Here is a 19583-nt window from a genome sequence, read left to right as displayed (position 1 = left end):
CGGTATGGATAACTAAAGAGGCTGCACCTATCGGTAGCAGCCTCTTCTCGTATATAAGGTTTGGTTTGGTCAACAACCTATAGTCACGCCGTTCGGAATTACAGCGTCTTTTTTTACGACAACAATACCATCTTGAATGGTATGTGTTTTGAAATCACCATCCTCTAAATGTGCTCCACCTTTGATACGCACGTCATTTCCAATACGACAATTCTTATCCAGAATAGCATTTTCGATATAACACCGCTCACCAACGCCTACCGGTGGCGGTTTTTGGGTATTGCCGAGTTCGAGCACATCTTCCAACTGTTCGTAATAGTCTGTCCCCATCATATAGGTAGATTTGATCACCGTACCTTTGCCAATACGGGAACGTATACCAATGACAGAACGCTCCAATTTATCGCCATTTAATATACATCCATCAGCCACAATCGTATTATTCAAAGTGGTGCCAGATATTTTCGACGGAGGCAGCATCCGCGCTCGAGTGTAAACCGTTTCGTCGAAGAGATTAAAATCAGGAATATCATCTGTCAATCCAATATTGGCGTCGAAAAACGATTTTATGGTACCAATATCCGTCCAATATCCGTCAAACTGATAACTCAACACTTTAAGATTGCCAATGGCATCGGGAATAATTTCCTTACCAAAATCCATACCTGGATTATCAATCAATAAGTTCCGTAACACCCCTTTTGAAAAGACATAGATTCCCATAGAAGCTAGATAATGACGACCGTGTTTATCCATTTCTTCCGATACTTCAGAAGCCCATTTTAGTACTTCTTCTTTATTTGGTTTCTCCGTAAAGGCCGTAATCTCGTTGGACTCGTCGGCTTTCAGAATACCAAATCCTGTAGCATCTTTGGCGTTCACAGGAATGGTAGCAATCGTCACGTCACCGCCATTCTCCACATGAAAATCAACTAAAGCTGAATAATCCATTTGGTAGAGCTGGTCACCCGACAAAATCAGCACATACTCATAGTCGACGTTATGCAGGTTCTTCTGCGTCCTCCGCACTGCATCTGCCGTCCCCTCGAACCACCGATCTCCCTCCATAGTCTGTTCCGCAGCTAAGATGTCTACAAAGCCCTTGCTGAAGATACTGAAGTTATACGAGTTTTTGATATGCTTGTTTAAGGATGCGGAGTTGAACTGTGTTAAGACGAATATTTTATTATATCCGGAATTTAGACAGTTCGAAATTGGAATGTCCACCAAGCGATATTTTCCTGCTATAGGAACCGCTGGCTTCGAACGCTGTTGGGTCAAAGGGAAAAGACGCGTTCCTCGGCCCCCTCCCAAAACAATGGAAACTACTTTGTGTACCATACCTCAATCTAATAATTGGTCATACAATTTAACATATTGTCGCGCTGATTTATCCCAAGAAAAGTCCAAAGACATCTCTTTCTGTCGAATTTCATTTAATGTACGTGTATCTTGCATCTTCTTCAGAGCCCGCTCAATAGCTGTGCACGCATCGGCGGAATCAGCATTTGCAAAAACAAATCCATATCCATCGCTATCGTAATCCACGTCCACTACTGTGTCGCGCAAGCCTCCGACACCTCTGACAATCGGCATTGTACCGTATTTCATGGCATACAATTGGTTTAAACCGCAAGGTTCTATACGTGATGGCATGAGCAATAAATCTGCAGCCGCGTAAACCTCATGAGCCAACGCTTCGTTATAACCGAAAAATACAGAAAATCTTTTCGGATATTCAAGTAACAGTGCCTCTAAACCAGCTTGAATTCCTGCGTCTCCCGACCCTAGAATAAATATACTAATTTTATTTTCAGGATTCGACAAAACCTGCGTAATTATTTGCGGTAAAAGATCAGCCCCTTTCTCTAGCGCAAAACGTCCTATGAATGCCAACAATGGCAGATCGGTAGGAAGCCCCATTTTTTTGCAAAACGAAATTTTATTAACCAGCTTTCCTTCTGCTACATTGGCAGCAACATATTTTTCAGAGATCAATTGGTCCAGTTCAGGATTCCAATAAAGTGTATCAATTCCATTGATTATGCCATATCCTTTAGCAGATTCCGATCGGAATAGCCCTTCCAATCCATTCGCTTCCATATGTAGCTCTTGCAAGTAGCCTGCACTCACTGTCGTAAACGCATCACAGCATTTTATCGCCGCCGCCAACGGATTAATTAAACCATCCCAATCCAATAGTCCCCATTTCCATGTATCAAAAGCAGGCAACAAAATTCCTTTGTTCCAACTCATCCACCCTTGATACTGTCCATTATGTACCGTAAACACCGTTTTCACGGAGGCAAACATCCGATAGTCATCCGCATATTTCATCAGAAATGGAAGAAGTCCCACGTGATGATCGTGGCAATTAACAATATCAGGTTTTTTATCCCAGCTTTTCGCCCAATGTAAAAAGGCGTGTTGGAATGCTATCCATTGTTCGGCCTCGTCGGGGTAGCAGTAAACCTCTGATCGGTCTAATTTGCCAGGAATATGAATGAGATACAATGGGAAACCCAATGTATCCGAAGATTCCTTCAATACACGATACGTTAATTGCTCTGACCCTTGATAAAAAATGCCTTCATACACGACCAAAAATTGATGATCAGCTGTGAAACGCTTGTCGTAATAGGGACAAACTACCCACGCGTCTACACCCAACTTACGCTGATACCGCGGTAATGCTCCCACCACATCAGCCAATCCTCCTACTTTTGCCAGCGGGAAACACTCGACACTCAAATGTATAACATGCATATTAAATTCGTTTAAGCACTAACCCAGCCAACGGTGGCAATTTTACTACAATCGATGCAAGACAATTCATCCACGGTATTTTCTCGGACTCCGCCGATTGTTGATGTATACCGCTACCGTAGTACGATACATCATCGGAATTTAACACAATCTCCCACATCCCCTCGGCTGGAACACCAACGCGATAATCTCGCACCACGGGTGTCAAGTTTAAAACCACAAGAATGTCGTTTGCATCATCATGTCCACTACGTCTATACGCAAACACACTATTCTCCCGGTCACCCAACTCTATCCAATGAAATCCGTCGGGACTGAACCCTTTTTCATACAGCGCAGGAGACGATCGGTAAAGCATATTCAAATCCCGAACAAAACGTTGCATACCTCGATGAGGTGCATACTGAGTCAAGTGCCAGTCTAAGGATTGATTCACATTCCATTCGGAAGTTTGCCCAAACTCCCCCCCCATGAACAAGAGCTTCGTTCCGACAAATGTATACATGTATAGGTAAAGCGCGCGTAAATTCGCGAACTTTTGCCATTCGTCTCCGGGCATTTTGTAGACCAACGATTTCTTTCCGTAAACCACTTCATCGTGGGATAGCGGCAGCATAAAATTCTCATGAAAACCATACACCGTTCCGAAGGTCATCTGATCATGATGATAGGCCCGGTGAATAGGATCTTCCTTGAAATAATTTAGCGTGTCATGCATCCACCCCATCATCCATTTCATACCAAAGCCAAGCCCACCCTGAAACGTCGGTCGACTGACACCTGGCCAAGAGGTCGATTCTTCAGCGATAGTCTGTACATCGGAAAAATGGTTATAGACAGCTTCATTAAGTTCCTTTAAGAAGTGTACAGATTCCAAGTTTTCTCGTCCGCCAAATTCGTTAGGCTCCCATTCTCCTACCTGACGTGAATAGTCGAGGTATAACATAGACGCCACCGCATCTACCCGAAGGCCGTCAATGTGATATCGATCCAACCAAAAAAAGGCGTTCGATATCAAGAATGACCGCACTTCGTTACGTCCGTAATTAAAGATATAGGATTTCCAATCCGGATGAAATCCTTTACGCGGATCGGCATGCTCAAATAGATGCGATCCATCGAATTTATAAAGCCCATGCGCGTCTCCGGGATAGTGCGAAGGCACCCAGTCTAAGATTACTCCGATATCCTGCTTGTGGAGGCTTTCAATCAGGTACATAAGATCCTGAGGGCTTCCATAACGGGAAGAAGCAGCAAAATATCCCGTGATCTGGTACCCCCAGGAGGGATAATATGGATGTTCCATAACCGGCAGAAACTCTACATGGGTAAAACCCATTTCCTTGATATAGGGAACCAATTTTTCCGCCACCTCGCGATACGTTAAAAAACGTGCTGGGTCAGAAGGATCACGCATCCAAGACCCAACATGCATCTCATAGACCGAAAACGGTTTGTCCAATCGTTGCTGATCCTTCCTATTACGCATCCAAGCACTATCACCCCATTGGTACCATGTCGTCGAAACAACAGATGCCGTCATAGGAGGTGTCTCGTTTAACAGTGCAAACGGATCAGCCTTTTCAAGATGCTCACCGGTATTGGAATGAATATGATATTTATACACCTCTCCTAGTTGCAGTCCCTCAATGAAGCCCTCCCAAATACCACTACTGTCCCAACGGACATACAATGGATGACTATGCGGATTCCATCCGTTAAAATTACCGATTACCGACACCGCGTGCGCATTAGGTGCCCAAACAGCGAAATGCACCCCTTCTTTTCCCTCTCTGATCACGGTATGTGACCCCAGTTTTTCATAAAGTTTAAAATGTTTCCCCGATCGAAACAACGAAACATCAAACTCTGTTAGTAATGAATACGCACGAACCGCCTCACTCATAATTTCAGGTGTTTACAATATTTTATATAATGGTTAATTTCCTAAATTCTTTCTCCACGCTGACATACGACTGACCTTGATCGTCGGTATTCATCGTCAATATACTTCCATCTGCATCGATACGGCTGATGGTAAAAGGTACTCCTACTAAATACATCTTATAGGTATCAAAGCGCTCATTGTACATCCCTTCTTGATATTGAACAACGGTTAAGCTATCTTGTTTTCCTTCGACAATAAAATGTTTTTCGCTGTATACACTCTGCTCATAAGCAAAGGTATCCCCATAGTCCAAATATACCTCCGAATCGTACCTTCCTTCCGCCCAATACACATTTAGCTGCAACGTATCTATATTTTTTTCGCCCGTATATTGCATCACCGGATATTCCGGAATAACGCTACCTCCCCGAACAAACACAGGCATCTTGTCGAGCGGTGTATCGATTTGATGTTCTTGTCCGCCCAAATATTTCGTATGATCGAAATAATAATACCATGTCCCTTCCGGTAAATAAACAATTTTTGATTGCTGTCCAGGATGAATAACAGGAGAAACCAAGATATGATGTCCAAATCCGAATTCCTCCTCCCGTTGCAGATTTTCGGGTTTATGCTGCTCTAACAAAGATATAGGTCGTAAAATAGGTTCTTTATACTTATGTTGACGCCAAAATACGGTGTAGATATAGGGAAGAAGTTTATACCGTATTTCGATAAATTTTTTACAAATGGCCTCCCACTCCGGTCCAAAACTCCATGGTTCCCGATCTCGCGTATCTCCTGCCGAATGTACACGCATAAAGGGAGAAAAAACACCAAACTGCATCCATCGGGTATATAATTCGCCATTGGGTTCACCTGTGAATCCACCAATATCTGTACCACAAAATGAAAGTCCAGAGACAGAGAGCCTTTGAAGTTGGAGCAACCCGATTCGTAAATGTTCCCAAGTGGCAATATTATCTCCTGTCCATACCGACGAATAACGTTGTGTTCCCGCATATGCAGCTCTGGTAATCGTGAACGGACGTTTGTTCCGTTGCAATTTTTTTAAACCATCGTATGTAGACCGGACCATCTGCATTCCGTAAATATTATGCGCTTTCCGATGTGAGCCACGTAGCCCTTCAAAATAATGACGTACATCATCAGGGAACGTTCCCCGTCCAAAAACAGCCGGCTCATTCATATCATTCCAAACACCAGCAACCCCATCGTCCACTAGTCCTTTATAAAGCGTGCCCCACCAATCCCGCACTTTTGGATTCGTATAATCTGGAAATTGACAACGTCCGGGCCACACATAACCCTCCATGAAATAATCATCACCACGACGACAGAAATATTTATTTTCCTTTCCCTCTTTGAAGACCCAATAATCCTCGTCCACTTTAATTCCGGGATCAATCATTACCACGGTTTTGAAGCCATTGGCCGCAAGGTCGGATATCATCTTTTTCGGATCTGGAAAATACCGTTTATTCCATGTAAAACAACGATAGCCATCCATGTAATCAATATCTAAGTAGATTGCATCGCAAGGAATTTCGCGTTTACGAAATTGTTGTGCCACCTCCCGAACATTTGCTTCTGGGTAATAACTCCAGCGGCACTGATGATAACCAATCGCCCAAAGGGGAGGCATGTAATGTGTACCCGTAAGTTCATGATATCGTTTGACCACATCCATCATCAGCGGGCCGTGGATGTAATAATACTGCATTTCGCCACCTTCCGACCAGTAACTTGTACGGTCATTTTTTTCCGCCGCAAAATCAAAGAAAGTCTTAAACGTATTATCAAAAAAGATCCCATAAGCATGGCCCGAGCTAACACCTATATAAAATGGTATCGTTTTATATAACGGATCTTGATTAAAACCAAACCCGTAAGTGTCGGAATTCCAGTTTCGAAAACGGCGCCCCCGAAGGTTCAAATTCGTTGACTTATCCCCTAGTCCGAAAAATGCTTCGTCAGCTTGGGTTTCCTTGGTACAATATACATAGTATCCTCCAAAATCTGGACTTTCCTCCCAATGCATAGGCGCGCGATCTGCATTGATCACCGCACCTTCCGCATCTTCGAACGATACTAAAAAATTCTCTTTCTGAATTTTACAAACAGCAACGCTTGTTCGTATACAATACGTATCTACTGTTTCGTCAAACGAGAAAGATGTTGGACGAAGATCAAGGTCTTTCTTGATGGCATACGAAAAATCATCAAGGAAGGTACCTTGAGGTGCTAATCGAACACGTATAATCTCATCGGAAAACACTTTTATTTCTACGCTAGCCTTGCCATCGGTGAAAATAAACGCGCTTTGGTCTTTTACATAGGAAACAACCTTTCCAAGATATTTTTTTTCTATCGTGGGAACATCTAAGACAGGATTATTTACGTGGTGTATATTATCTAAGCTTTCCTCACCCAATAGGTCGGTGGCAAAGTCTTCTTTCTTTATCGATTCGGCCATATTCTTTCTTATCTAAATTTACACTGATTTACATTGCTTTTAAATTACAATTATTTTTTTGAAAGTGAGCGTTTTTTTTCTCCAAAAAGCGAGCCCACTGGCTAAGTATATAAGAATACGGTCACCTGTACTGCTATTAGGCGTTGCCGTGCACAGAACCTATAGATATATTTGCTTTATGCAGATACAGCAAAAGAGAGGAGAACTGCTACTTACTTCGAATAGCTTCGACCGGATCCAATCGAGCGCCATTTATCGCGGGGACAATCCCTGCAATTAATCCGATTGCGGTCGATAAAGCTGTCGTTAGAAAGACCATTTTTAGACTGACTACAACAGCAAAGTCCAATGCAAATTTTGCCAGAGCTGCCAAGCCAAACACACAGAGTAGACCGATAGCACCTCCGATCAAACAAAGAAGAATACTTTCAATTAAAAATTGGGAAAGGATAAAAAACTGCTTGGCTCCCAAGGCTTTTTGGATGCCGATTAAATTCGTCCGTTCCTTCACACTAACGAACATGATATTTGCAATCCCGAATCCACCTACAAGGATAGAGAAAATGCCGATACTAAGCCCCGCTAGGTTGATGATACCGAACATCTGATCCAGTTGAGCGGTGATCAGTGTCGTTTTATTCACGGAAAAATCTTCCTCACGCTGCGGCGAGAGTCTTCTGGATGAACGCATAATTCCAACCAACTCGCTTTCGGCTTCTTCCAATGAGAATGGAGCTTGCACCTCAATCGAGATACTGGGGTTATAATTCTCATAATTCACGAGATTGCGAGCCATACTAAACGGAATATAGGCTACATCATCATTCGAAACATCGATAAGCATACCTGATCCTTCCTTTTTCAAGACACCAATAACTTGTAATTTTCGCCCCAGCAAGGTAATGTAGTTCCCCACGGCACGTTCTCTCGGGAACAAACCTTCAGCGATGGTCGCTCCTAAAATAACACCATTCCCCCCCGATCTAGATTCTTGGTCGGTAAAATATCGTCCTTCGATGATGTCCAGATTTCTAATTTGTAAAATCTCTTGCGTTCCCGCTGCAACCGTGATATTTGATGCTGAATTATTCTTAAATTTCGCGGTAGAATTTGGAATATTGATTGCGTAAGCCACGGCACTTGCTGTGGTCATTCGATCGCGTACCGCTTCAAAGTCAGTATACTTTGGTTCTGGCCGGTTGACATATTTCCACCACGGAAAATCCGGACCGCCGTCCCAGGGCCATTTCTCAATATATAGCGTTCGGCTACCAATTTTCCGAACCGAATCCTCTAAATTGTTCCGCAATGTATCAACAGCCGAAAAAACGCCGATGATCGTCATGATACCGATCGTCACTCCTAACAGCGACAAAAGTGTTCGCGTTCGGTTGTCGCGCAATGCCGACAACGCGAATAAAAAACTTTCTCTTAGGAGTGTAAAACGTAAAAACATATCTGTCTATAAATATAGTCTATTTATATCATCAAAGGAATAATAAAGCCAAAAAATACGCTTTTTCATTTTATTATACTTAACTTTGTAAGCCTTTCTGAAATCTTAACAGCGCTAAGTTGTTAAGGTAGCAACGGAACAAAAAATAGCGAAGAATAAAGATGAAATTATCACAGTTTAAATTCAATTTACCCGAATCATTATTAGCATCTGAGCCGTCTGAACAACGTGACGAGTCACGCTTAATGGTTTTACACCGTGATTCTGGAAAAATAGAGCACAAAATCTTCAAGGACGTATTGGATTATTTCGATGATCAAGATGTTATGATCCTAAACAACACCAAGGTTTTTCCTGCACGTATGTATGGCAATAAAGAAAAAACCGGAGCGACGATCGAAGTGTTTTTATTAAGAGAATTAAACAAAGAGTTACGTCTATGGGACGTCCTGGTAGATCCAGCGCGTAAAATTCGCGTGGGAAATAAATTGTATTTTGGAGATGATGACTTGTTAGTTGCCGAGGTTGTTGATAACACGACTTCTCGGGGACGCACTATCCGCTTCTTATTTGACGGTACGGATGACGAGTTTCGTCGCAACATAGAGATTTTGGGCGAAACACCGCTACCTAAATACATCAAACGAAAAGCAACTCCAGAAGACAAATTCCGCTACCAAACAATTTATGCTAAAAACGAGGGAGCTGTAGCAGCTCCAACTGCTGGCCTTCACTTCTCACGTGAATTGATGAAACGTTTGGAATTGAAAGGAGTGAATTTTGCGGAAGTAACATTACATGTAGGATTAGGAACTTTCCGTACGGTGGAGGTCGAAGATTTGACCAAACATAAAATGGATTCCGAACAATTTATCATTACAGACGAAGCTGCGCGTGTGGTGAATAAAGGAATAGATGCAAAACGACGCGTATGCGCTGTCGGAACCACGTCTATGCGTGCCATTGAATCTTCGGTATCGGCAGACAGGCATCTAAAAGCGGCAAACGATTGGACGAGCAAATTCATCTATCCGCCGTATGACTTCAGCATTGCCAATTCAATGATTACAAACTTTCACACGCCAGAATCCACATTATTGGTGATGATTGCAGCATTCGCCGGCTATGAACACGTCATGAATGCCTATGAAGTTGCTGTTAAAGAAAAATACCGGTTTTATTCCTACGGAGACGCCATGCTGATTATTTAAGTGGCCACGGGTAAGGAGGAAGTATTAACAGAGCTATGTGCATACGCACATAGCTCTGTTTTTTTGGCCATGTGCAGTTTGCTCTCTCCTTCCTCAAACCGCTACGTTTGTCACCTACCATTTTTTGTTTATATTTATCCCTTAGATAAACTTGAATATATGAGCAATACTGGTAAAATATTGATGGCACTCGGTATTATTATGTGCTTTGTATGCCTATCTCAAATAAGTAAATCGATAACCCCACTGGTAGGACAAACGAGTAAATATTGTTTGTACGCGACTGCGCCTACATTTTTGGTAGGGCTCTATTTATACCTTAAAGGGAAGCAAAAGCCACAAAACAAATAAAAGAGAAGAAAACAGAAAACAAAAAAGCGCCGAAGAAATATCTCCAGCGCTTTCTGTCTCGTTAAATCCGTATTAGTTTTGCTCAGCAGGGACTACGGAAACGTATGATTTGTTGTTTGCTTTCTTACGGAAAACAACAGTACCATCAACTAGAGCATACAACGTATGATCTTTACCAATACCGACGTTCGCATCAGCATTATGTTGCGTACCACGTTGACGAACGATAATGTTACCAGCAATAGCTTGCTGACCACCGAAAATTTTGATACCTAATCTTTTACTGTGTGACTCACGGCCGTTCTTGGAACTACCCGCACCTTTTTTATGTGCCATTTCTTTATCTTAATTTATGACTCGAAAAGTCAGATTAAAAATTCAATTATAAACTGATACCAGTGATCTGGATTTTAGTGAATTGTTGACGGTGACCGTTTTTCTTTTTGTAGCCTTTACGACGTTTTTTCTTGAAAACGATAACTTTATCACCTTTTAAATGAGACAAAATAGTAGCTGAAACTTTAGCACCTGAGATACTTGGTGTACCTACAGTAAATTGACCACCGTCTTCTGCTAACAATACATTGTCAAATTCAATACTAGCGCCTTCGTCTCCTTGTAAACGGTGCACAAAAAGATATTGGTCTTTTGCAACCTTAAATTGCTGTCCTGCTATATTTACTATTGCGTACATTGTTAAAAATATGTTTGTTAATATTTAATGAGTTGCAAAGATATGAAATAAAATAAAAAATCCAAACTAAAAATTCATTACCGCACTATCATCCAATCAAAGGATGCCTGAACAACATGCCTTTAATTGCTAAAATAGGCACGCACATTCTTTCCTTCCACCCAGTTCATAAACGCTTTATTGACTACCTTGTTACCTCCTGGGGTAGGATAATCTCCAGAGAAATACCAGTCTCCCAAATGGTTAGGACAGGCCTGGTGCAGATTATCTAATGTTTGATAAACAACCTGTAACTCGGCATTTAGGTTATGCGGGCGAATGATCCGCGCTATTTCCGCTGAAATCTCTTCATCAGTAAATGGTTCATATATCGCTTTCACGTAATTCTCGACTTCATCTTTTGGTTTAGAAATAGATGCCAAACATTTCTGATATACCTCATCGACAACATGGGCCAGCCCTTTTTGCTTTAATAAGGAGATCGCCGCCTCGAATGCGACAAATTCCCCCATCCGCGACATATCGATACCATAGCAATCGGGGTAACGAATTTGAGGTGCCGATGACACGATCACGATTTTCTTCGGATGCAGACGGTCGAGTATGGTCAAAATACTTTGTTTCAATGTTGTCCCCCGTACGATAGAGTCATCGATGGCAACAATCGTGTCCTGATGATCTTTGACAATCCCATAGGTCGTATCATAAACATGTTGTACCATATCGGTACGGTCGGCATCTTGCGTGATGAATGTCCGTAATTTCGCATCCTTCACGTTCAGCTTTTCAAAACGTGGCGTGATGTTAATCATCTCTTCCAGCTCTTCGTCCGAAATTTTATCTGCACGTTTTAACAACACATCCTTTTGGTAATTGCGCACATAGGTATTAATCCCCTCCATCATTCCGTAATACGACACCTCCGCTGTATTTGGAATAAAGGAAAATACGGTATTCTTGATATCGCTGTCAACAGCATCCAATACCTGTGGGCATAATAAACGGCCTAATTCCTTACGCTCCTTGTAAATGTCGGCATCTGAACCTCTAGAAAAGTAAATCCGTTCAAACGAGCAAGACTTTTGTTCGACAGGCTGCCGGAACATCTCCTCCGTGATGGTTCCATCTTTCTTGGCGATCAGGGCATGTCCTGGTTTGATCTCCTTAACGGCTTGTAACGGAACGTTGAATGCGGTCTGAATCACCGGACGCTCCGAGGCTACAACAAGAACCTCTTCATCCTGGTAATAAAACGCAGGACGAATACCTGCAGGGTCACGCATAACAAATGCATCTCCATGTCCAAAAATACCAGCAATGGTATACCCCCCATCCCAAGTTTTTGCCGAACGTGTCAAAATCTTTTCGACATCTAGATTCTTCGCGATTAGCGCACTGATTTCTATATTGGAATATCCTTCCTTTTTAAATTTATCAAACAGCTCTTGGTTTTCGTCGTCTAGAAAATGTCCGATTTTTTCCAAAACAGTTACGGTGTCGGCTTGTTCTTTTGGATGTTGGCCCAATTCATACAACTGCTGAAGCAACTCATCCACATTCGTCATATTGAAGTTACCTGCCACTACGAGATTACGGCTCATCCAATTATTCTGACGAAGGAAGGGGTGACAACTCTCGATGCTATTCTTTCCGTGCGTCCCATAGCGCAAGTGTCCCAAAAGCACCTCCCCCGTGAAACTTACATGTTCCTTCAACCATTGGGTGTCCTTAGATTCCACCGGATAAGCTTTGTTCACTGCAGCAAATTTCTTCTGCACATACTCAAAAATGTCTGCAACGGCAGACGATCCCATCGCACGGTATCGAGAAATATAACGGTTACCGGGTTTTACATCAAATTTGATCGTTGCAATACCCGCACCGTCCTGGCCTCTATTATGCTGTTTCTCCATCAGGAGGTACAACTTATTAATGCCATAGTAGGGCGTGCCGTATTTTTCTTGATAATAAGAGAGGGGTTTCAGTAATCGAACGAGTGCTATACCGCACTCATGTTTTATAGCGTCACTCATAGCTTGAATTGATGCTGCAAAGGTAAAAATTATTTAGAAAACATTACGTAAGAAAAATAGCAAGCATGCTTTTTTATTACAGTGAGAAAACAATTTAGCATGAAAACAAAAGCGGGCATCCGACAGCACCGGCAACCCGCTTATTTTTCCTAGCACGGCCACATGTGATTACTACTTATCCCCTAAGACGAGCCGCAGATCCTCAAGCAGATCCTCAGCGTCTTCGATACCAACAGATAAGCGTAACAAATTGTCTACTACACCAACCTTTTCACGGGCCTCTTTCGGAATAGATCCGTGCGTCATCGTCGCAGGATGATTGATCAACGACTCCACTCCGCCGAGCGATTCTGCCAACGTAAAGACTTTAAAATCCGAAGCAATACGGAATGTTTCGTGTAAATCGGCATCCCTCAGGACTATAGAAACCATTCCACCAAAGTCGCGCATTTGCCTTTGTGCCACCTCATGATCTGGATGGTCTGAAAATCCAGGCCAATAAATCTTTTCTACTTTCGGATGATCTTTCAGAAATTCGGCGACCTTTCGTCCGTTTTCGCAATGAGCCCGCATGCGGACATGCAATGTTTTTAGCCCACGCAAGACCAAGAACGCATCTTGAGGTCCAGGCGTGCCTCCACATGCATTGTAATAGAACCATAGTTGCTTGTACAATTCTTCGTTGTTTAGGATCAAGGCTCCCATCACGACATCCGAATGACCGTTTAAATATTTCGTAGCGGAATGCATAACAATGTCTGCACCCAAGTCCAATGGATTTTGAAGATAGGGCGAAGCAAACGTATTGTCCACTACATAAAGGAGATTACTTTTTCGCGCTACCTTTCCGATGGCTTCGATATCGGCTAATTTTAAAGTCGGATTCGTCGGCGTTTCCACCCAAATTAATCTCGTCCGTTCTGTCACGGCATCCTCTACCTGACCGACATCCGACGTATTAACAAACACGAACTTAATGCCATATTGCGCATATACCTTTGTAAAAATGCGATACGATCCTCCATATAGATCGTCTCCCGTTATCACCTCGTCGCCCGGCTTCAGTAGGCGCAGCACGGTATCCGTAGCGGCCATCCCGCTAGCGAAGGCTAAGCCAAATTTCCCGTTCTCTAACGCGGCCAGACAGTCTTCCAATGCTTTACGCGTGGGATTTGTGCCACGCGAATATTCAAAACCCTTATGATCGCCAGGTGATACTTGTTTATAAGTAGACGTTTGGTATATCGGTGTCATGACAGCTCCAGTTGTAGGATCTGCCTCTTGACCGGCGTGGATCGCCTTTGTTGCAAATTTATATGCCATATAAAATAAAGAAATGCCCAGAGCGATTCGCAAATGTCCCCAAGCGAAGTTAAACCTACCGGTGAAGTTAAAAAAAGAACCTTGGAAAAGCAATCTTTCTCGCCAAGGCCATCAACTTAAAATTCCAACGGAGATTTGAACAGAAAAGTATAATTTAAATCATCTGCGATACGCTGGCCAACGACAATCTTTTGAAAGGCTTGCCCGTCTTCAAACGCCGCAGGTAGCGAAAAACTGTACTTCGCGGCTGATGCGAACACCACTTCCGATTTAGCAGGGTGCTCTGGAGTTACTATATTATAGATTTTTTGCTTCAACGGGAATAAAAAGCCTTTACGGATCAATGCCGTGACATCATCGCGGTGAACAAAATTAGCCGTTTGTCTACCTATTGTGCAAATTCTATTTTCAAAATATTTTGCAAAAATACGATTACCTCCAAAAAGTCCCCCTAAACGGTAAACGGTTGTTTCAGGAAGACACAGCATCGCATTTTCGGCCACAGCTAGATTTTGCGCGAGATCTACCGGATACGCTTCAGTAAACACGCCGTCCTGATCCGGATAAATGCCGACAGAACTAAGAAAAATATGTTTTTTATAAGAAACAGATGTCAGCAGTGCGCTGATTTGTGTGAGCCGAGCGTCCAACACATTCGATTCGATGCGTCGACTTGCCGGAATACTGTTGAGCACAAAGTCTACGTCGGTCGGAAAATGGTCCCTCGACACGGCGTAGTCAAAATCTGCACGAATAGCAAAAATACCACCGTCCATTAAACGTTGGTATTTTTGTTGTTGTGTCGTCGTGGCAAAGACCTCATGACCTTCAGCCAGCATTTGTCTCGCAAAAAACTCTCCGACCCAACCACAGCCTAATATCAAAAACTTCATACTAAAATGCACACTTGTGGACAGCAGGCTGCCCTATTTGATCGGCTATTAATACGCTTTCGCAAACAATACACGTTGCTTAGAAGGCTTCCCTGTAAAAATGCAGAGACCGTCTTCGGCTTTTGCATCTAATGGTATACATCGGATCGTTGCTTTAGTCTCTTCCTTTACTCTTTTTTCCGTTTCCACAGAACCATCCCAATGGCAAGAAATGAACCCGCCTTTGCTTTCCAGCACGTTCTTAAATTCATCGTACGAGTTGACTTCTGTAATATGACTATTTCGGTAATCCAGTGCTTTTTGGAAAATATTTTCCTGGATAATTCCTAAGAGGTTTTCGATCGTGACCGCTAATCCTTCTTGGGATACGGTCTCTTTGGTTTGCGTATCGCGCCTTGCCAGCTCTACTGTGCCATTTTGGAGATCGCGTGAACCCACCGCGACACGAAGTGGTACCCCTTTGAGTTCCCATTCGGCAAACTTAAATCCAGGACGCTGCGTATCTCGATCATCGTACTTAACAGAGATATCCATCCCTTTGAGCTGTTGCGTCAACTCATTTACGAAACGATCAATGTTAGCTTTCTCTTCGTCCGTCTTATAAATCGGAACGATGACCACCTGTATTGGCGCCAATTTTGGCGGGAGTACTAAACCATGATCGTCCGAGTGCGCCATAATTAAGGCACCCATCAAGCGTGTGGAGACACCCCAAGAAGTCGCCCAAACATGCTCTAATTTACCTTCTTTAGAGGTAAACTTAACGTCAAAAGCTTTTGCAAAATTCTGCCCCAGAAAGTGTGATGTACCGGCCTGCAAGGCTTTCCCGTCTTGCATCAACGCTTCGATACAATAAGTGTCTAGTGCCCCTGCAAATCGCTCGTTTTCGGTCTTCCGCCCACGAACCACGGGCACCGCTAAGGTATTTTCAGCAAAATCAGCATACACCTCCAACATACGCTCTGCTTCTTCGACAGCTTCTTCTCTCGTTGCATGCGCCGTATGTCCCTCCTGCCATAAAAATTCAGCCGTCCGCAAAAAAAGTCTAGTACGCATTTCCCAACGGACCACGTTAGCCCACTGATTCACTAAAATGGGCAAATCTCGATACGATTCAATCCATCCCCTGTACGTGTTCCAAATGATCGTTTCCGACGTAGGGCGAACGATCAGCTCCTCTTCCAGCTTTGCTTCTTCGTCCACCACAATATTACCTTGTCCGTCATTCTTAAGTCGATAGTGTGTCACCACCGCACATTCTGTCGCAAAACCTTCCACATGGGAAGCTTCCTTGGAAAAAAAAGATTTTGGAATAAACAACGGGAAATACGCATTCGAATGTCCGGTTTCCTTAAATCGCTTATCCAAAATCGATTGCATACGCTCCCATATACCATATCCATATGGTTTAATGACCATACATCCCCGGACAGCTGAATATTCTGCCAAATCGGCCTTGATCACTAAGTCATTGTACCATTGTGAATAATCCTCAGTCCGGCTTGTAATTCCTTTTCCCATGTATTTTATTTCAATTTTTCTGTAACAATTCGTGTAATATTCTCGTCTTATTCCTAAAAACCTTAGCGAGTACTAAAGTTTTATTTATATTTTTGATAAGGAATTAAACCCCTATAGAAAATATGCGTCTAAGATAATAATAAAGACTGTATTAACGAAGTTTTAACTGTAGTGGATATCATGAAAACAAATAGATTATTAATCGGAAGTCTAACGTTGGCAGCAATCTTTGCACTGAGTTCGTGTTCGACGAGTAGGCAAGTAGCTTACAAAGACGATATGTATAATAATCAGTCCAAAGCTCCTCGAGATTATCAGAGCCCAGACTATTATTATACGGATGGACAGGAAACAACTGAACAAGACGAAAACCAATATACGGAAAACGAATATTACGCGGATGAGTACACTGATGACCAATATGTCGAAGGTCCCGGGTATGATGAGAATTTGGAGTATGCAAACCGCATCAATCGTTTCTATTACGCAACGCCTGGCATGGGTTATTATGATCCATGGTTTGATCCGTGGTATGGATACTCTGGATTTGGATTAGGATTCGGCTGGTCGAATTGGGGCTGGGGGCCTAGCTGGTCTCTAGGATTCGGCTGGGGTGGTTATCCATATTATGGCTATGGAAACTGGGGATGGGGATACCCGTATTACGGTTACGGCAGCTTTTGGGGCGGGTATAATGCCTGGGGACATCCATTTTATGGGTACAATAATTATTATTACGGGAATAACTACTATGGCGGAAACCGCTATCGCGTTCGTCCAGATAACGCACGGGTACGTACGGGATCTCGGTCGGCATACACGAACCGCGTAGGGGGCTCTTCACGCATACGAAACTCTGGTATCGTGCGAGATGGCAGCGGACGGATTCTTACCGGTCGTGCCGCTAGAGCAGCAACTACAACACGTACATCTACTTCTGGCGTGCGGACAGAAAATGGGCGGGTAACACGCGGAACAACATCCAGAACATCAGACCGGGCGGTGGGCTCTAGTCGCGTCGGTACACGACCTAATACACGGGGCGGATCTGAAATACGGACGACGAGACCTACAACCGGATCTCGGGTTGGAACTACGCGGAGCTCTGGTGTGACACGTTCTACGACTAGACCTACTTCTAGCGGCAACGTTTCCCGGGGCAGTAGCCGAAGTTCAGGATCATCTTACACGCCTTCTCGCGGTAACACCAGCCGAAGTTCAGGATCATCATACACACCATCACGAAGCTCTTCTTCAGGCAGTTCCATGTCGCGAGGTAGCAGCGGAGGCGGCTCATCGAGAAGCTCAGGCGGCGGTGGAGGCGCACGTTCTGGAGGCGGAAGGACACGATAAACACGCTATAAAAATTACCAATAGCCAATATACTCTCTACATATTGGCTATTTTTTTACGCTTATCACAGACTATGAAACTAAAAAACATACTTTTAACATCTCTATGTGTATCAAGTTTTGGCGCAACAACCATCCAAGCACAAACGATCAATGAGGGCTTTCTATTTTCGCAAGAAAATAACGGAGGGACAGCTCGCTTCAAAGGTTTAGGAAACGCAAAAACGGCTTTAGGCGGCGATATCAGCTCTATCACGGGCAATCCCGCTGGGCTGGGTTTCTTTGGGCAGTCAGACATATCGATTACAGCAAGTTATAATAATGCCGCTAATGAAGGCTCTTATTTCGGATCTAAGGTAAACAAAAACAAAGGTCGATTTGGAATCGATCATGCTGGTACGGTATTTCATTTCCCTAAAAATGAAGGATACTACGGTTGGCAGAATTTCAACGTCGGTCTAAGCTACGAAAACACTAATTCGTTTAATAACCATGTACGCTATGAGGGCACAAATCCTGATAATACGATCGTTAGTGCTTACTCCGATGAGATTGATATAACCAAGAACGTAGCATTCGCAGACGACCTTACACGTCTGAAATTAATCGAACGTTTTGCAGATGCTCAACAAGGTTATTTTCCAATTACCAATGAAATGGAAGACAAACAACAAGTGAGTGATATCCTCACGAAAGGGTTCAGTTCTCGTACAGCCATCGCCTTCGGAGGTAACTATAACAATAAATTTTATATTGGCGGTACCATTGGATTTTCCTCTTTCCGGTATGAAAATTCGGACCAGTTTTCCGAAAGGGGCTGGACGAAAAACCGAGCGACTGTATTAGCTGACAACCCTGGGTCTACCTTTGCAGATCCTGATCACGAAAATTCCAAAATCCTGGATGCCAACTATGAATTGTTCGATGAGAATTACATTGAATCAGAAGGAGCGGGAATAGATTTTAAAGTAGGAGCTATTTTCAAACCGGCAGTAGATTGGAATATCGGAGCAACTATAACCTCTCCTACCTGGTATACGATAGATCGGTACGCAGAAAGCACGATCACGGCAGACTATTATGACAATGAGACAGCCAGCGACTCTTTTTTTGGGGCTGATATTTTTTATCAAGATCAAGAATTCACATACCGCGTCGTTACGCCTTGGAAATTCGGTGTGGGATTATCGAAATTCTTTAGTAGGGGGTTAATCAGCGCCGACGCAGAATATATCAATTACGGAAGTACAAAAATCAGAACAAGCGGAGCTATTGATCCTTCGTGGGAAGAAGGCTGGGATGCGGATATGAAAGATACGTATCAGGCAGTTGTCAATGTTCGTGCCGGCGGTGAGTACCTGTTTACAAACGCCATCAGCGGCCGCCTCGGATTTAATTACTTCGGTAATCCGTATAAAAATGCAGACAACAAACAATACAGTGGCAGCATGGGCTTAGGAATAAAATTGTCGCACGCACTTTATATGGATATAGCGGTTGTCCATTTAGTAAACGATTATAAAGCCAGCCGGTATACCATCGATGAAACGTTTTGGGACAGCAGTAATCCTATTGCGAGCATTAAGCACCAACGCACC

At 43.2% G+C, this 19583-nt stretch carries 14 protein-coding genes; 3 read left to right on the top strand and 11 right to left on the bottom strand.

What is annotated here, in order from left to right; all coding sequences use genetic code 11:
• Positions 1–69 precede the first annotated feature (69 nt).
• The 5 genes from ACFSR5_RS01165 to ACFSR5_RS01145 all read right to left on the bottom strand — a co-directional run bounded on the left by ACFSR5_RS01165 (position 70) and on the right by ACFSR5_RS01145 (position 8607).
• Positions 70–1341, bottom strand: a complete 1272-nt coding sequence (locus tag ACFSR5_RS01165; RefSeq protein ID WP_380899853.1) for a glucose-1-phosphate adenylyltransferase — start codon at positions 1339–1341, stop codon at positions 70–72.
• 3 nt (positions 1342–1344) lie between these two features.
• Complete coding sequence (locus ACFSR5_RS01160) at positions 1345–2766, bottom strand: glycogen synthase (protein ID WP_380899851.1); 1422 nt, start codon at positions 2764–2766, stop codon at positions 1345–1347.
• A gap of 1 nt (position 2767) precedes the next feature.
• Positions 2768–4672, bottom strand: coding sequence for a 1,4-alpha-glucan branching protein GlgB (gene glgB / locus ACFSR5_RS01155; RefSeq protein ID WP_380899849.1), 1905 nt, complete (start codon positions 4670–4672; stop codon positions 2768–2770).
• A gap of 22 nt (positions 4673–4694) precedes the next feature.
• Positions 4695–7151: a glycoside hydrolase family 31 protein gene (locus ACFSR5_RS01150; RefSeq protein ID WP_380899847.1), complete on the bottom strand. Its 2457-nt coding sequence runs from the start codon at positions 7149–7151 to the stop codon at positions 4695–4697.
• Positions 7152–7359: 208 nt separating this feature from the next.
• A complete protein-coding gene (locus tag ACFSR5_RS01145; protein ID WP_380899845.1) occupies positions 7360–8607 on the bottom strand; it encodes an ABC transporter permease in 1248 nt (415 codons plus the stop codon).
• A 161-nt stretch (positions 8608–8768) separates the two neighbouring features.
• Between ACFSR5_RS01145 and queA the strand changes: the two genes are divergently transcribed.
• Complete coding sequence (gene queA / locus ACFSR5_RS01140; protein ID WP_380899843.1) at positions 8769–9818, top strand: tRNA preQ1(34) S-adenosylmethionine ribosyltransferase-isomerase QueA; 1050 nt, start codon at positions 8769–8771, stop codon at positions 9816–9818.
• Positions 9819–10241: 423 nt separating this feature from the next.
• Here queA and rpmA read toward each other — a convergent pair whose 3' ends face one another.
• The 6 genes from rpmA to proS all read right to left on the bottom strand — a co-directional run bounded on the left by rpmA (position 10242) and on the right by proS (position 16633).
• Positions 10242–10505: a 50S ribosomal protein L27 gene (gene rpmA / locus ACFSR5_RS01135; protein ID WP_380899841.1), complete on the bottom strand. Its 264-nt coding sequence runs from the start codon at positions 10503–10505 to the stop codon at positions 10242–10244.
• Positions 10506–10551: 46 nt separating this feature from the next.
• Positions 10552–10863: a 50S ribosomal protein L21 gene (rplU, locus tag ACFSR5_RS01130; RefSeq protein WP_380899839.1), complete on the bottom strand. Its 312-nt coding sequence runs from the start codon at positions 10861–10863 to the stop codon at positions 10552–10554.
• 122 nt (positions 10864–10985) lie between these two features.
• Entirely contained in the window at positions 10986–12896 is a 1911-nt protein-coding gene (locus ACFSR5_RS01125) for an amidophosphoribosyltransferase (RefSeq protein WP_380899837.1), read from the bottom strand.
• Positions 12897–13067: 171 nt separating this feature from the next.
• Positions 13068–14219, bottom strand: coding sequence for a cystathionine gamma-synthase (locus ACFSR5_RS01120; protein WP_380899835.1), 1152 nt, complete (start codon positions 14217–14219; stop codon positions 13068–13070).
• 116 nt (positions 14220–14335) lie between these two features.
• A complete protein-coding gene (locus tag ACFSR5_RS01115) occupies positions 14336–15112 on the bottom strand; it encodes an NAD-dependent epimerase/dehydratase family protein (protein ID WP_380899833.1) in 777 nt (258 codons plus the stop codon).
• A gap of 48 nt (positions 15113–15160) precedes the next feature.
• Positions 15161–16633 (bottom strand): proline--tRNA ligase, encoded by a 1473-nt coding sequence (proS, locus tag ACFSR5_RS01110; RefSeq protein ID WP_380899831.1) that lies wholly within the window; start codon positions 16631–16633, stop codon positions 15161–15163.
• A 180-nt stretch (positions 16634–16813) separates the two neighbouring features.
• Here proS and ACFSR5_RS01105 point away from each other — a divergent pair, with 180 nt between their 5' ends.
• Complete coding sequence (locus tag ACFSR5_RS01105; RefSeq protein WP_380899829.1) at positions 16814–17986, top strand: hypothetical protein; 1173 nt, start codon at positions 16814–16816, stop codon at positions 17984–17986.
• Positions 17987–18059: 73 nt separating this feature from the next.
• A partial coding sequence (locus ACFSR5_RS01100) for an OmpP1/FadL family transporter (protein ID WP_380899827.1) occupies positions 18060–19583 on the top strand: 1524 nt, incomplete at its 3' end.

The sequence above is a fragment of the Sphingobacterium suaedae genome (assembly GCF_042684625.1).
GTDB classification, from domain to species: domain Bacteria; phylum Bacteroidota; class Bacteroidia; order Sphingobacteriales; family Sphingobacteriaceae; genus Sphingobacterium; species Sphingobacterium suaedae.
The sequence above is the reverse complement of the archived record's forward strand: the minus strand, read 5'-3'. Positions and strand labels throughout refer to the sequence as shown.

Excerpts from the sequence above, each read along its gene's own strand:
- proS (WP_380899831.1), bottom strand. The coding sequence starts at position 16,633 with ATGGGAAAAGGAATTACAAGCCGGACTGAGGATTATTCACAATGGTAC.
- ACFSR5_RS01115 (WP_380899833.1), bottom strand. The coding sequence starts at position 15,112 with ATGAAGTTTTTGATATTAGGCTGTGGTTGGGTCGGAGAGTTTTTTGCG.
- ACFSR5_RS01160 (WP_380899851.1), bottom strand. The coding sequence starts at position 2,766 with ATGCATGTTATACATTTGAGTGTCGAGTGTTTCCCGCTGGCAAAAGTA.
- rplU (WP_380899839.1), bottom strand. The coding sequence starts at position 10,863 with ATGTACGCAATAGTAAATATAGCAGGACAGCAATTTAAGGTTGCAAAA.
- rpmA (WP_380899841.1), bottom strand. The coding sequence starts at position 10,505 with ATGGCACATAAAAAAGGTGCGGGTAGTTCCAAGAACGGCCGTGAGTCA.
- glgB (WP_380899849.1), bottom strand. The coding sequence starts at position 4,672 with ATGAGTGAGGCGGTTCGTGCGTATTCATTACTAACAGAGTTTGATGTT.
- ACFSR5_RS01150 (WP_380899847.1), bottom strand. The coding sequence starts at position 7,151 with ATGGCCGAATCGATAAAGAAAGAAGACTTTGCCACCGACCTATTGGGT.
- ACFSR5_RS01125 (WP_380899837.1), bottom strand. The coding sequence starts at position 12,896 with ATGAGTGACGCTATAAAACATGAGTGCGGTATAGCACTCGTTCGATTA.
- queA (WP_380899843.1), top strand. The coding sequence starts at position 8,769 with ATGAAATTATCACAGTTTAAATTCAATTTACCCGAATCATTATTAGCA.
- ACFSR5_RS01120 (WP_380899835.1), bottom strand. The coding sequence starts at position 14,219 with ATGGCATATAAATTTGCAACAAAGGCGATCCACGCCGGTCAAGAGGCA.
- ACFSR5_RS01145 (WP_380899845.1), bottom strand. The coding sequence starts at position 8,607 with ATGTTTTTACGTTTTACACTCCTAAGAGAAAGTTTTTTATTCGCGTTG.
- ACFSR5_RS01165 (WP_380899853.1), bottom strand. The coding sequence starts at position 1,341 with ATGGTACACAAAGTAGTTTCCATTGTTTTGGGAGGGGGCCGAGGAACG.
- ACFSR5_RS01105 (WP_380899829.1), top strand. The coding sequence starts at position 16,814 with ATGAAAACAAATAGATTATTAATCGGAAGTCTAACGTTGGCAGCAATC.